Annotated in this window: 9 protein-coding genes; 8 read left to right on the forward strand and 1 reads right to left on the reverse strand. The window is 49.3% G+C overall.

From position 1 onward, the window contains the following. Positions 1-229: 229 nt before the first annotated feature. The 8 genes from NT073_RS23215 to NT073_RS23250 all read left to right on the forward strand — a co-directional run bounded on the left by NT073_RS23215 (position 230) and on the right by NT073_RS23250 (position 14,247). Positions 230-2,212, forward strand: a complete 1,983-nt coding sequence (locus NT073_RS23215; protein ID WP_297378345.1) for an ATP-binding protein — start codon at positions 230-232, stop codon at positions 2,210-2,212. A gap of 13 nt (positions 2,213-2,225) precedes the next feature. Continuing rightward, positions 2,226-2,639, forward strand: a complete 414-nt coding sequence (locus NT073_RS23220) for a response regulator (RefSeq protein WP_297378348.1) — start codon at positions 2,226-2,228, stop codon at positions 2,637-2,639. Positions 2,640-2,729: 90 nt separating this feature from the next. Beyond that, the gene (locus NT073_RS23225; RefSeq protein ID WP_297378350.1) at positions 2,730-4,346 is read left to right on the forward strand and encodes an ATP-binding protein; all 1,617 of its coding nucleotides are present in this window, start codon (positions 2,730-2,732) and stop codon (positions 4,344-4,346) included. Between the two features lie 870 nt (positions 4,347-5,216). After that, positions 5,217-5,816 carry a sigma-70 family RNA polymerase sigma factor gene (locus tag NT073_RS23230; protein ID WP_297378353.1) on the forward strand — a complete coding sequence of 200 codons (600 nt, stop codon included), beginning with the start codon at positions 5,217-5,219 and terminating at the stop codon, positions 5,814-5,816. A 118-nt stretch (positions 5,817-5,934) separates the two neighbouring features. Beyond that, positions 5,935-7,035 (forward strand): FecR family protein, encoded by a 1,101-nt coding sequence (locus NT073_RS23235; RefSeq protein WP_297378356.1) that lies wholly within the window; start codon positions 5,935-5,937, stop codon positions 7,033-7,035. Positions 7,036-7,117: 82 nt separating this feature from the next. Continuing rightward, a complete protein-coding gene (locus tag NT073_RS23240) occupies positions 7,118-10,576 on the forward strand; it encodes a TonB-dependent receptor (RefSeq protein ID WP_297378359.1) in 3,459 nt (1,152 codons plus the stop codon). Between the two features lie 19 nt (positions 10,577-10,595). After that, positions 10,596-12,047, forward strand: coding sequence for a RagB/SusD family nutrient uptake outer membrane protein (locus NT073_RS23245; RefSeq protein WP_297378362.1), 1,452 nt, complete (start codon positions 10,596-10,598; stop codon positions 12,045-12,047). Between the two features lie 118 nt (positions 12,048-12,165). Continuing rightward, positions 12,166-14,247: an alpha-galactosidase gene (locus NT073_RS23250; RefSeq protein ID WP_297378364.1), complete on the forward strand. Its 2,082-nt coding sequence runs from the start codon at positions 12,166-12,168 to the stop codon at positions 14,245-14,247. 204 nt (positions 14,248-14,451) lie between these two features. Here NT073_RS23250 and NT073_RS23255 read toward each other — a convergent pair whose 3' ends face one another. Continuing rightward, complete coding sequence (locus NT073_RS23255; protein ID WP_366107721.1) at positions 14,452-15,366, reverse strand: IS3 family transposase; 915 nt, start codon at positions 15,364-15,366, stop codon at positions 14,452-14,454. Positions 15,367-15,484 lie beyond the last annotated feature (118 nt).

The following is a 15,484-nucleotide window of genomic DNA, read 5'->3' on the forward strand; positions in this document are numbered from 1 at the left end:
GCATGGGTTGAAGCCCGTCAATGAGTCGAATGTACCCGAACTGTTGGCTAAGACGATGACGGCCGAAAAAGAAGAGCTAGACGATGAACGCTCCCACCTGGGACCTGATGTGATTACCTATCCGTTAATGGGGCGTGAGGTGAAAAGGGCTCCAGGCACCAGCAAGCTTAGACTTCTTTAAATAAACCGAGTATACTTGAAAATTTCTTAACTGCCTCTTGCTCTTGCCATGGACAATGACCAGCTACCTGATCAGATTTACCGGAACGCCCTTTTGGCGATGAGTTTGGGCTTTAGTTTGGTAGATGTCCAGTTTGATGAGCAAGGCCAGGCTTATGATATCATTATCCGGGATGTCAATCCGGCCCAGAGCCGGATTGACGGGGTACAGGCCATACTTGGTCAAGGGGTGCGTGAGTGGTTGCCCGACCTAGAGCCAAAATGGATCGAGCGGTATGCTCAGGTGGCCCTAACGGGCGAAGCGGCTCATTTTGAAGACTGGTCTGAAGCCAATCAACGATGGTATGAAGTCGATGCCTGTTCGGTGGAATGGCCCAACCGGTCGCTGGTGGCCATTATTTACAGTGATATTACCCAGCGTAAGCGCCAGGAAGAATCCTTATTGGCGCTCGAGCAACGTAAATCGTTTTTACTGCGGTTAAGTGATGAGCTACGCCCCTTGTCGGATGCTGTGCCTATTCAGTATCAGGCCGCTCGTGTACTGGGGGACTTCTTGCAGGCAAGCCGGGTGGGGTATGCTGAAACGCAGGATGATGAGCAACTGGTGGCCGTGACACGTCATTTTACCCGGGGCGTTGCCGGCATCGAGGGCGTCTACCGATACCGGGATTATGGCCCTGATTTACTGGAACAGATGCTGCTCGGGCAAACCGTCGTGCGGGCTGATGTGGCCAATGATCCCTTGCTTACCGATGCCGTGAAACAAGCCCACGTCCAGCTACAACTGGGAGCGACGGTGAATGTACCGCTAGTCAAACAGGGACGTTTGGTGGCCATTCTCTTTGTTCACTTCCAGTTGGCTCACCCCTTTTCCGCTTTGGAAATAGAGTTAATCGAGGAAACCGCCGAACGAATATGGGCAGCCGTCGAGCGGGCTCGCGCCGAGGAAGCTTTACTCAAAAGCGAAGCGGAGTTTCGGACCATTGCCGAAGCCGCTCCTGCTTTAGTCTGGATCTGTTCAGCTTTAGGCGAAAACAGCTATTTCAACCAGCGTTGGTATGACTACACCGGGCAGACGGTTGAGCAGGCCCGTGGAGTGGGGTGGGCGGTGACGATGCATCCCGACGATGCATTCCGGATTCTGCCCTACTGGCAACGTTGCCAAATGACGGGCGAAGCTTACGAAGGCGAGGTTCGGTACCGACGCCATGACGGGGTATATCGCTGGCACATCTTCCGTGCGCTGCCCCGTCGCTCGGCAACGGGGCAGATTGAGGGCTGGTATGGGCTAAGCATTGACACGGACGACGCTAAACGAGCCCAGGAAGACCTTCAGCAAGCCAGTCGTCGCAAGGATGAGTTTCTGGCTATGCTAGCCCACGAGTTGCGAAACCCCCTGGCGCCGGTTCGCAATGGCCTCCAGTTAGTAACTCAGACCCACGGGGATGAGCCCATGCTGGGAGCCCTACTGCCCAGTATGAACCGGCAGATGGATCACTTACTGCGGCTGGTGGATGATTTGCTGGATGTGAGCCGCATCAGCCGGGGCCGGATTGAGCTGCGCAAGCAGCGGATGGATCTGGTTCACTTAGTCGCTCAAACCGTTGACGCCATGCAGCCTCTGTTTACGGTCTCGGGTCGGCAACTGCATGCGCAGTTGCCTGACCACTCCCTTTATGTGGATGGCGACGCGACGCGGTTAAACCAGGTAGTAACCAACCTGTTGACCAACGGCCTGCGCTATACCCAGCAGGAAGGGCAAGTCTGGCTTAGCCTGGAGCGGCTGGGGGCGCACGCGCTCCTGCGGGTGCGGGATAACGGCATAGGCCTGGCCGCTGATCAGTTGGAAGTCATTTTCGAGTTGTTCGTTCAGGTAGATAAATCCCTGGCCCGCTCGCATGGTGGGCTGGGCGTAGGTCTTTCGCTGGTTCAGCAACTGGTACAGCTGCACGGGGGGCGGGTCGAGGCCCACAGTCCGGGGCTGAAACAAGGCAGTGAGTTTGCCGTTTCTTTACCGATCCTACTAGCTTAATCCCAGACTGAAGATGATGAATGCGCCTGCCCCAGCCCCTTCAGCCCCGCGTATCTTGTTAGTCGATGACAACGTGGATGCCAGCCTGATCCTAAGTATGTCGTTGCAACTAGAAGGGTTCGCTGTAGAGCGCAGGGCTAGTGGTCAAGCGGCCCTAGAGCAAACCCCATCCTGGCAGCCGCAGGCTATTTTACTCGACATCAGCATGCCGGGCATGGATGGGTATGAAACCTGCCGACAATTGCGTGAGCAGCCCGGAGGCCAGGGGGTAGTGATCATTGCCTTAACAGGCTACGGGGGGGAACAAGACCGTAGTCGGTCGCAAGAAGCAGGCTTCGATTGGCATTTGATCAAACCAGTCGATTTGACCCGACTCACCACCTTGCTCAAAGAGCTGATCGCTCAGAAAAAAGCGGGGGCAACTTAAGCCTTTTTTCAAAGGTAGCCTAGTTATCGTATTTATATATTTGATCTTATATCTATTTTATCATGTATTGTAGTCATTGATCAACTTTTAATGGCAAACCATCAAACACGATCGACCCCTTTTCTGAGTGGTGAGGGCGAAATGGCGGGCTTAATCAGGGCGTTTAAGTGGGAAGATACGCCATTGGGCCACCCCGATGGGTGGCCTTTGAGTTTACTGACTTCAGTATCCACCATGCTGTCATCCAAATTTCCCATGCTTCTGTATTGGGGCAAAGATCTGCGCCTATTTTACAACGACGCTTTTCGCACTAGTTTAGGCAATCACGGCAAGCATCCAGGTGCATTAGGGCAGCGGGGCCAGGACTGCTGGCCCGAGATGTGGCCGACGATCAAGCCCCTGCTCGATCAGGTGATGGCGGGGGAAGAGGCCACCTGGGAGGAGAATCAACTTTTGCCTCTTTACCGGAATGGCCAGTTGGAAGATGTCTATTGGACATTTAGTTGCTGCACCCTTCGAATGGACTCGGGGCATATTAACGGCGTGATGGTGGTCTGCCAGGAAACTACGCAGCTACTATTAGCGCAACAGAAACTGCACCAAAGTGAGCTGCGCTTCCGGACCCTAGTTGAACAGGCACCCATGGGAATTGCGTTGTTGAGTGGTCGGGAGTTGCGGATTAAAATCGCCAACAAATCATTGCATCAGATCTGGGGCAATGACGCCACCGTGATCGGAATGACTTTGCTCGAAGCACAGCCCACTTTGAAGGGACAGCGTTTTATCCACTTGCTGGAAGCAGTTTATGACACCGGGGAGCCTTACTTTGGCACGGGTGAATTGGCTCAGGTAGAGCGAAATGGAGGGCTACAGGACGCTTATTTTAATTTTGCTTACATGCCCCTTCGTAATGAATCCGAAAGGATCATCGGGGTGATGATTATGGTTACCGAGGTTACGGCCCAGAAAGAAAGGGAGCTCATTCTCAACCAATCGCTATTGCGGGAACAGGAGCTCAATCAACTCAAATCCCGCTTTGTCTCCATCGTCTCCCACGAGTTTCGCACCCCTCTGGCCACCATCCAGTCGAGTACGGATCTGATCAACGCGTACCTGACTACATCACAGGAGGTGGCGAAGCTGGCCATCCAAAAACACCTGGGCGTTATTGGCAAACAGATTAAGCAGATGAACGAGTTGATGACTGACCTGCTGACGATGGGAACCATTGAAGCCGGGAAAGTGGCATTACAGCCAAGCTGGGCTGATGTCAGGGCACTTTGCCAACAAGTCATTGATAAACATTTTAGTAATCAGCCTGACGGCAGGAACGTGAATTTTTCTTGGGAAGGGGTGCCGTATAACGCGTTTTTGGATGAAAAATTGATGAGTCACGTACTGGCTAACCTGTTAACCAATGCGTTCAAATACGCCCAAACTAACCCTCGACTACTGCTCCACTTCAACGCTGAAACCATAACTGTCCAGGTGATTGATACGGGTATTGGCATTCCAGCCAAAGACCTGTCAAGCTTATTCCAACCGTTTTTCCGGGCGAGTAATGCCAAGTCTATTCAAGGCACAGGCTTAGGGCTGGTCATCGCTCGGCAGTTTATAGAGCTTCAGGGGGGCACCCTAACCGTTGATAGTAAGGAGGGACTGGGAAGTACCTTTACAATCGTTCTTCTCAATGGCTCAATGGGGTAAGACTATACCGCTGGCCATCCAAGTTAAACAAGCATCAGCCTAGTACAGCTGTGACTTGATACCCTAACCAGGCTGTCGCTATTGCGGTAGAGGTCGGAGCAAACGTATGCGTCGCAGGAATTAATTTGACTAGATGAAAAGAGCCAGCCATCCGGTTGGCTCTTTTGATGACCTCTACTTTTGTGCATCCACCCAGGAACACTGTGGCCGAGGAAAAAGAAACATTGCTTTTTGAGGTCATTCTGGACATTCCCCAGGTCAAGGAAAAAGTCGAGATCGCCCGAACGGACCTATCCAAGCTCCGTTGCAGAAGTGTATAAATAGGGAAGCTGTTAGCACAGATTTGCGAGGTATTGACTTATTTGACAGGAGTCAAAATTTGTATTTTACCAATACTTTGTTTAGGAACTTTGCTGCGTATATTAATTGCATTATTTATTACTTTTCATAGTGACCGTCCAAGAAAGGCAACCTTTTCGTGAACGCTTTCAGGCTTCCAAGACAAGGTTTAGATTATTCCCATATGTCAGGATAAGCGTTCATTCGGCGAAGAGTTTTCGTGAACGATTTGAAAAAGATATAAAAACATGTACAATGTATTAATTCACAATCATTTACACTGTTCATTTACCACTACTCAATGGCCTTTAAATGAACGATTTCATGTTTGTCTTATCCTTATTGCAATAGGGCGTTTAAGTGAAAACAAGTTGGGCAGAATGCCTCAAAATACCGATTAATGCCAATCAGACGCCTAACCCAGAGGTCTGTATACACGTGTTAGTTAATGGGTTAAATGATTCAGGCCTAGCTTGTTCTTACGAGTAGATTAAAGCGTATTTTACTTCCAATAGAGGAGCTAACCTACTCATGAAAGCTGATCTATTGGATGATACCTCACTTTGGCAACGTTTCCGAACGGGCGATGCTGTTGCCTTTGATCAGCTGGTTCACCGTTATTTTCAACAACTTTATCGCTATGGAGTCCGCCTGGATACCGATGATGAATACGTAAAGGATTGTATACAGGATGTATTCGTTGAACTATGGCAGCGTCGGAATACCGTTAACGAAACGGAGTTTGTTAAATTTTATCTCCTCAAATCCCTGCGTCGTCGCATATTTCGGGGAAGAGCCAAATGGGGATCGGGTTGGGAGTCGATACAGGAAGATTATCGTTTTGAAGTCGAGTTTTCCATTGAGTCCCAGCTTATCAATCAGCAAAGTACTCACGATCAGATCCGGCAACTAGAAGCGTTGCTGAACCAACTGTCCAAACGGCAAAAAGAAGTCATCTTTCTTAAATTCTACCAGAACCTGACTCACGAGCAGATTGCCGAAGTAATGTCTCTAAACCGGCAGTCGGTGTACAATATTCTACATGAAGCACTTCTACGCCTGCGTAACACTTGGCAGGGCGATATGGCTTTCTTCATGGTCATACTTGATCTGTTTGTTGACTGCGCCTAGCTCAGGTGCTAATAATCCCTACACTAAAATTTTTTTATTTTTATTTTACTATACCCAGTAGGATCGGTAGAGCGACTGCATGTTGGTAATAGAGAGCTAGGTTTTAGCTTATTCCTTCATGAAAAACTACCAAGATTATCAGTTGACTGATTTTTTGCTCGATGAGTCATTCAATCGATGGGCTCGCCGGGAAAGCTCACCGGAAGAGGGAGCCTTTTGGCAGAATTGGCTTAGCCAATATCCTGATAAAAGAGAGGTTGTTGAGCAGGCTAGGTTGCTCATAACCGGTTTACGGGTAAAACCATATCGGGAAATCACGGAGCAGGAGTTATTCAATCAAGTAGACCAGATCCGCTTACACACGAATCAACGGCGCTCGATCGGTGTATCAATCCCCAAACAATTCGGGTGGTGGGCGAGAACCGCAGCCATTGTACTACTCGTTTCTGTCATCGGAATGTCGATATGGGTAAATCGAAATGCGTCGAATGAATCCGTTTATGTTCAATTGATCCAGAACGCTCCAGTTGCCCTCATCGAGAAGGCCAACACAACGAGAGTCCCTCTATCCTTACACTTACCGGATGGCAGCCAGGTTACGCTTCAACCCAACAGCCGCATCAGCTTCAGCAAGCAGTTTAAGGGTGACAAACGGGAAGTTTACTTGATGGGAGAAGCTTTTTTTAATGTACGAAAAAACCCTCGGAAACCTTTTTACGTGCACGCCAATGAGGTGGTGACCAAAGTTTTAGGAACCAGTTTCACGGTTGAGGCCTACGATAATCAAGCGAATGTGCAGGTTGCCGTGCGAACGGGCCAGGTGTCTGTTTTTGCTAGAAATGACTGGCAGCGAGCCCAAAAAGAAGTAAACAGCGATGTGCCCGGTGTTGTCCTGACGCCGAACCAAAAAGTGGTTTTCAACCGTCAGGAAGGCCACTTTCACCGAACGATTATACCCAATCCAGTCATCATTAATCACCGGTTTGCCAACGATGTTTTCGTATATGATGAAACCCCGGTTACCAAAATTTTCACCCAGTTGGAAGACGCTTATGGGGTCGACATCGTCTTCGACGAACAGCTGTTAAAGCACTGCACCCTGACGGCAAGGTTTCATGACGAACCGCTTCTGGAGAAACTTAATCTCATTTGCCAAATAACAAACGCTTCTTACCAAATCGTTGATGCTCAAATCGTTATTAGTGCCCAAGGATGCTAGTGACCCTATTTTCTAATCCTTTTACACACAATTAAAGCGTATGAAAAAAAATAGACCTCTACGAACTTTTGCTCAGGGTCTTTTGAAAACGTCCCTCGTTCAAGGCTGCCTGTTCCTGCTGTTTGCGGGTATGACGTATGCGACCACCGTTGATGCTCAATCGCCACTGGACCGCCAGATTAGCCTGCAACTAGAAGACATAACGGTAAAAAATCTTCTGAAGACGATTGAGCGTGAAGCGGATGTTGAATTCATGTACAGCGACAAAATTATTCAGTCCAATCGGAAAGTGTCGCTTACGGTTGCCAACGAACGACTCTCCGTTGTACTCGACAAATTTCTGCGTCCGCTGCAACTGGGCTATCAGGTATCGGGCAAACGCATTCTGCTGAACTCGATCAGCCCAAATTTGCCGCTACTAATTAAGGCCAGTCAAAATCCGGTATCGTCTGTAACCGCCGACCGGATCATCACCGGCTCGGTTACAGACGATACCGGAGAGGGGCTTCCAGGTGTCAGCGTCATCGTGAAAGGCAGCCAGCGTGGTACGACTACCGACGCGCAGGGTAGCTATCGACTAAGCGTACCAGATGGCGGGTCGCCCATTTTGGTGTTCAGCTTCGTTGGTTACCAAACCCAGGAAGTGGCGCTTGAAAACAGTAGTCAGCTGTCGGTCAAGCTGCTGAACGATGATAAAACGCTCAATGAAGTTGTCGTCGTGGGATACGGTACCCAAAAGCGGGAAGATGTTACGGCGGCTATTGCTTCGGTGCCTATGGCTGAAATACGCGACATGCCCGTATCCAATGCGGCAACGGCTTTGCAGGGGAAAATTGCCGGGGTGGTTATCCAGCAGAATAACGGAACACCGGGTAGTACACCCGCCATCAAGGTGCGGGGGTTTGGCTCAATCAGTGCGGGGAATTCACCGCTGATCGTGGTGGATGGAAACATCGTGGATGCCAGCGTATTTGGCTTGCTTAACAGTAACGATATTGAGAGCATCGATGTCCTGAAAGATGCCTCCTCAGCGGCTATCTATGGGTCCAAAGGTTCTAACGGTGTTATTCTGGTGACGACCAAACGGGGTAAAAGTGGCAAAACCAACGTCAATCTGGACGTGTATACGGGTTTTCAGCAGGTGACCAAAAAGATTGATCTACTAAACTCGCAGCAATTTGCTGAGTTTGGCAAGGAAGCCTCGAACAACGCCTACATCGACAATGTGCCGGGTGCCAACATCAATGATCCCAACAGTGTTCGACCAACCACCTACCTGCGTTACCGCTATCCCCGAGGAGAAGTGTATGACTGGTTTAACTTCGATGATCCGACAAGAGTAGCCAATCTGCCGTATCACGACTATCAGGATATGATTTTCAGAACGGCCAAGATTAGTAACTATCAGCTTGGCGTTTCGGGCGGTACCGACAAAGCGCGTTACCTGCTTAGCGGGGGCTACCTCAAGCAGGATGGAATTATTAAAGGCTCAACCCTCGATCGCTATACCTTGCGGGCCAATGTCGATGTCAATATTACACCCCAGTTGCGGGTGGGTCTGAACCTGAACCCGTCATTCAAGCAACAGCAGGAAGTTACGGCCGAAGGGCACTGGGCCAATAACGGAATCATAAATGCTGCATTGTCAGCTATGCCCATGGCACCGATTTACGCAGCCGATGGCACAACCTATTCCTCACAGACCGAACTGGCCGCACCGTATAATTATCCGGGTATTACGAATCCAATTGCCAACATTACCGAGAACCATAGCCAATACCAGCAAGCTAATTTGTTGAGCAACGCCTACGTTGAATATAATTTCCTAAAATCGTTCAGGTATCGGGCGTCGGGCAATATCAATTTTACGGAATACCGGCGGAATGGATACCGAACCTCCCGTATTCCGCTCAACCAGTTGCTGCCGCCCAATGTAGCCACGGGGAGAGCCGAGTCAGAGCAGGGACTCGGCTGGTTATTTAACCAGACCCTGACTTTCACCAAGACTTTGAACGATGTCCACAACCTGGAGGTGCTGGTCGGCATGGAGTCGACTCGGTATCAATACCAATACAGTTTGGGGACCGGTAGCTCCTATGCCAACGACGTGGTAGAAACGCTGAATGCGAGTGCGAGTGGCACAACGTCTACCATAACCTCTACCCGTCGGGAAAACGCATCGGCATCGTATTTCGCCCGGATCAACTACAATTATAAAAGTCGGTACCTGGCTAATTTCTCCGTACGTCGGGACGGCTCGTCTATCTTCGGACCCGAAAACCGCTGGGGTACCTTTCCCGCAGGCTCATTAGGCTGGCGTATTAGCGAAGAAAGCTTTATGAAGGGCATCAGCGCGTTGTCGGAAGCTAAACTCCGGGTTAGTTATGGCTTCTCTGGTAACAACGCTTTCGGTACTGATTTTTATCCATATACAGCTACGCTCCGATCCGATAATTATAGCTATAACAATACATTAGCGAATGGATTAGCGCCGAGCTCGCTAGGAAATCCCCTGCTAGGCTGGGAAAAGAGCCAGCAACTTGATGCCGGTATTGATATCGGTTTGTTCAACAACCGCATCTATCTGATTGTCGATTACTATCAGCGGATTACGAAAGACCTGCTGCTATCGGTTAACGTGCCTTCGCTGACGGGCTTTACGTCGGCCGTTAAAAACATCGGCAAGATGGAAAACAAAGGGTGGGAATTCGCTATTAACACGCGCAACATGACCGGCGCTTTTGTGTGGAATACTAGCGCCAACCTGTCATTCAACCGCAACAAAGTAGTAGCACTCGGACCCACGGGTGATCCAATACGAAGCAACAGCGGGGTTGATCAAACGAACATTACCCAGATCGGATCGCCGATCGGAAGCTTTTACGGCTACAAACAGCTTGGTATCTTCCGAAATCAGGCCGATCTGGATAGCTATCCGCATGATGCAACGGCTAGACCGGGTGATGTAAAATTCGAAGATGTGAATGGCGATGGGAAAATCACGGCAGATGACCGAACCATCATTGGTAACAACCAGCCCAAATTCATTTACAGCATGACCAATAGCTTTAGCTACAAAGGATTTGATCTGAGCATTGCCCTTCAGGGCACCCAGGGTGGACAAATACTTAACCTGAGCCGTCGCTTCTTCGAGAATCTGGAAGGGAATGCGAACCAGATCACGACAGTTTTGACACGCTGGCGGTCGGAGAGTAACTCCGGCGATGGCGTTACACCCCGTGCGAACGCCCGTACAACAGGAAACAACAACGCGGTCTCCTCCCGTTGGGTTGAAGATGGTTCGTACCTGCGCATCCAGAATCTTAGCCTAGGCTATCAACTACCTAAAGCCTTGCTGAACAAAGCCAAAATCCAGCAGGCACGGCTCTACTTATCAGCTCAAAATCTGCACACCTGGACGAAATACCTTAACTACAATCCGGAAGTGAGCAACTACGAAGGCCCGCTAACCGGTGGTGTCGATTACGGGTATTATCCACTGGCAAAAACGTTCACCATAGGTATCAATCTGGGTTTTTAAACCGAAATGACGAAAAAAAATGAACGCATCTAAACTATACATATCGTTGGCATTAAGTCTGGTTCTCAGCGCGTGTAGCAACGAGTTTCTAGACTTGAAACCGATTTCATCGGCCACCGCCGACAATTTTTACCGAACCGCTGACGATATCAAAAATGCCGTCAATGGGGCCTATGCGTCGTTACAATCGGGCGGTGTCTTTGGCAACAGTTACGTCTTTGGTGACGTAGCTTCCGATAACACGGTACCACCCGCATCCGGCTCCGTAACCGATCAGGATGAGTTTGATCGGTTTTATATCCGAACAACGAACCCCTTTATCTCCGGACGCTGGAATGACAGCTATACTGCCATTGCTCGCTTTAATGCGATTTTGGATAAAATTGGCGGGGTGACTATGGATGAGGCCCTAAAAAATCGCTCCATCGCGGAGACAAAATTCCTGCGGGCACTGGTGTATTTCAACCTGGTTCGCACTTTTGGCGACGTGCCGCTCGTCCTGAAATCGATCTCGAATCCTGACGAAGGCTACACCTTTGGACGATCACCCAAAGCGGATGTGTACGCGCAGATTGAAAAAGATTTAGCGGAAGCCGAAGCGGCATTGCCCGTTTCTTACTCAACCGCCGAGATTGGCAAAGCAACGAAGGGAGCGGCCAAGGCGCTATTAGGTAAAGTGTACCTGACCGAGAAGAAATATGCTCAGGCAGCTACTAAACTCAAGGAAGTGATTGATTTGGGCGTTTATGACATTCTGCCGAACTACGCTGACGTCTTCAGAGTCGGCAATAAGAATAACAAAGAGTCGGTGTTTGATGTACAGTACAAGTCAGGTGGGGCGGGTGAAGGCAATTCATGGCCTAATTCCTTTGCCCCGGAAAATTCGGGAAATGCGGTCATTGCCTTCGGGGGCGGAGGAAATAATCAGCCAACCGTTGACTTAATCAATGCCTACGAAACGGGCGATAAGCGCAAAGATGTTTCGCTCGCTACGTCCTATGTTAACGCCAGCGGACAGACTATTCCCTACAACTTTGTAAAGAAATACTACGATACACCTGTTACCAATGGCGACAATGGTAACAACATTCCAGTCATTCGCTATGCCGACATTGTATTGATGTATGCGGAAAGCCTGAACGAAGTCGGGTATCAGGCTACCGGCGATGCGTTTACTTACCTGAACAGGGTTCGTACCCGCGCTGGTCTGGCAAGCAAAACGGCAACCGATATCCCTACGCAGCAAGCCTTTCGCCTAGCTATGGAACAGGAACGCCGGGTCGAATTTGCGTTTGAAGGCCAACGCTGGTACGACTTGGTTCGTACTGATCGTGCAATTCCTGTGCTGAACGGCAAAAAGGATCAGATTCGGTTGGTGAATACACTCACGGAAAATAATCTGGTCGATCCAATTCCACAAAGCCAGATTGATATAAACAAAGCAAAAATTCAGCAAAATCCGGGGTATTAATTAATCAGGTGTTCCAATTGCAATACAGGGTAAAAGAGAACAACGGCTGTCTGTTCCCTTTTACCCTGTATTGCAATTGGGTTTACGAAGAATACGATTGTTTCACAATGACTTATCTATGAAACCTCTGCTTATAATCGGTTGCCTGTTGTTCTGCCTTTTTGAAAAAAGCTGGGGCCAGCCTGAGCTTGCGTCCTGTCAGGCCATCCGGAAAGGAGATACCTTGATGCTGAGTAATTCGCTTATTCAGCGAACCTATTTGTTTCAGAACGGGAATCTTACCTCTTTGTCCATCACCGATAGACGAACGGGCAAAAAATGGCTGATGAACAGCAAAGACCCGGATTTTGCCCTACCCGTTAAAACTGGCGATCCTGTCAGTGGTGGTTTGACTGTAAAGGCCCTCGCAGAAACGGCCCTTTCTCCTGCCCACCTGGAAGCCGAAGTGGTGGTTGCCTTAGGAACATTGTGGGTGAAGCGCATTTTTCGGATTTATCCAAATTGTCCGGTTATCGCCTGCGATTATTACCTGAAAGGCAGTGCTCCCAACTGGCAACAACAGGCTCAGCAGGCCTATGATCTGCGTAACATTGAATCGCAGGCCGCTCAAAAGGAAGGCCAAGCAAACACGGTGGTTATGGACAGGCTGGCGTTGCCCGGTCCGCATTGGAAAGGGAAGTCTGTCGAGTTTTTCGATGCCACCGACCAGAACAATACGCTTGTTGAGGAGTATGAGCGGCTGGCTTACCGACAAGCGGTACGGATGCGGGGCAATTTGTTATTTCTGGATGAAGTGGGAACTGATGCGGGTCTTTTCTGGCTCAAGGAAGCCCCCGTTTCGAGCGTGCAACTAGCGTACCCAGGGTTCGATTTCTCGTTAAAAATCGGTGAAGCGCTTGCTACGGGAACAGGTTTGGCCCCAAGCGATTTACAAATAAATGAATGGGTTCGGGGATATAGCCTCGTTCTGGGTGTTAGCTCGGGCGGAGAAGAGGGCCAATTGAGCGCATTACGCACGTATCAGCAGCAAGTACGGATACGTAAAGCAAATCGAGATGAAATGATTTTGCTCAATACCTGGGGCGATAGGGGGCAGGATAAAAATATCAACGAATCGTTTGTGCTTCATGAACTGGAGTTAGGCGAAAAACTAGGCATCACCCATTTTCAGCTCGACGATGGTTGGCAACAGGGGAAAAGCGCTAACTCCGCTTTTCAGGGCGGTAGTTTCAAAGACATCTGGCGCCAACCTGACTATTGGCTGCCTGACCCGAAAAAATTCCCGGGGGGGTTTAATCGAATCGTCGAAGCAGGAAAAAAGCGAGGTATTACGTTGTCAACATGGTTTAACCCGAGTGTCGATAGTAGTTTCAAATACTGGTCTAAAGATGCCCAGGTCATGATCAATCAATACAGGCAATACGGTATTCGAATGTGGAAAATTGATGGTGTACAAATTGCCGACAAACAGGCTGAAATCAATTTTCGAAAAATGCTTGACACCGTGATGGCCAGTACGAGGGGCGAAGCCGTATTCAACCTGGATGTGACGGCTGGTCGGCGATTTGGCTATCATTACTTTTACGAATACGGAAATCTGTTTCTGGAGAACCGCTACACCGATTGGGCGAATTATTATCCGCATTTTACCCTACGCAATTTGTGGATGCTTGCTCGGTACCTACCCCCTCAGCGATTGCAGATTGAATTTTTAAATAAATGGCGAAACCAGGATCGGTATGTACAGATCGATGAGTTTAGTCCGGCCCATTACGACTTCGACTATCTTTTTGCGGTTACCATGCCCGCTCAGCCGCTGGCCTGGATGGAAGCCCGAAACCTGCCTGCTGACGCATTCGTTACCGCCAATCTGATAAAAACCTATAAGAAGCACTGGCAGGCCTGGCACGACGGACAGATCTTCCCAATTGGTAATGAGCCGTCAGGAACAAGCTGGACCGGATTTCATTCCAGTATGGCTCAGCAAACAGCAGGTTATGTGTTGATATTTCGAGAAAAAAACGAGTATGATACAGCCCGGATAAAACTCGCTAATTTGTTGCCGGGAACGTATGAGTTCACCCACCTAACAGGACAGGGTAAACGTTTTCGGCAGAAGATTAGTATCGATCAAGAGGTACTGTTTACTTTACCGAAACCCTTAACGTATGGCTTTTACCACTATCAAAGGGTGAAATAAACAACAGTTAATGTGTCTGATGCCTAGCTATATAGGGTAGGCTATGTGGCCAGATTGACAGCTATTAAAATTCGCATGTCTTGGCCTGCTTACAAACGGACGTTTAATTGAACGGTGGCCGAGTTGTACCGTCCTAAAAAAAGTTGACCGTTTTGAGTTAGTCCGATCATACATTGACCATTTCACTGGTAGTCCGAAGTTAAGCTATTTCTTGGCCCCTGATTCGGACGGCTTATAGTAATTTTTCCAGCGCCGTTCTAACGGCCCATAGCTCCCATGAGCCGCTACCGGACTGAGCATGTCACAACTTAGGTGAGGCCGCTTGTAGTTGTACAGAAACACCCCTTTCTCCAGCAAGGTGTAGGCTTCCTCCAGCGAACGAACCGGTTGATGACTTAGATACTCCTCTTTCAGGATACCATTGACCCGCTCAGCCACCGAGTTCTCTAAGGGGTCAGAGTTCTCCGTCATGCTGATCCGTATGTGATACGCATCCAGTACCCTGGTATATTCATCACAACAGTACTGAATACCCCGGTCGCTATGGTGAATCAAGTGTGGTCCCATTCGTTTGGTAATCTGTTTGAGGGCCATCTCTAGTGCTCGTCGAGAATGGACAGCTTCCAGATTTTCCGCTACCGCAAAGCCCACGATCCGGTGCGAATAGGCGTCAGTAATCAATGAAATGTACAGATAGCCAGCCTCTGTCAACCAATACGTAATGTCGGCTACCCAAACCTGATTGGGCCGTAAAACCACCAGGTCTTTGATCAGGTTTGGGTATTTACGAAACCGATGCCGGGAAAAGGTGGTGATCACCTTCCGCCTTCGCTTTCTGATTAACAGATGGTTAGCTGCCATTAAGTCAAACAAGGCGTCCCGACCCATTTTTATTCCCCGTTGTCCCAGCTCTTCTTTCAGGAGCCAGTATAGTTTCTTACCCCCCATGCGAGGGTGATCTTTTCGAACACCTTCGATCAGATCCAGTACTTGTTTATCGGCTTCGTCACCTTTAATGAGCCGATGGCTATGTTGATAGTAAGCTTGCCGACTAAACCCAAACAACCCCGTGATCCGCCGGACGCGGAGATGAGGATAGCTTACTCGAAGGAGTTGGATTGCTTGGTAGCGGACTTTTTTTCAATGGCGATGCCCAGCTCCTGCTCGGCAACCCGAATGACGGTCGAATAATAAAGCACCTGAGTCTGGGCTTGTTCCAGCTCCCTCTGAAGCTGTT

This window comes from Spirosoma sp., from assembly GCF_026391055.1.
Lineage (GTDB): Bacteria > Bacteroidota > Bacteroidia > Cytophagales > Spirosomataceae > Spirosoma.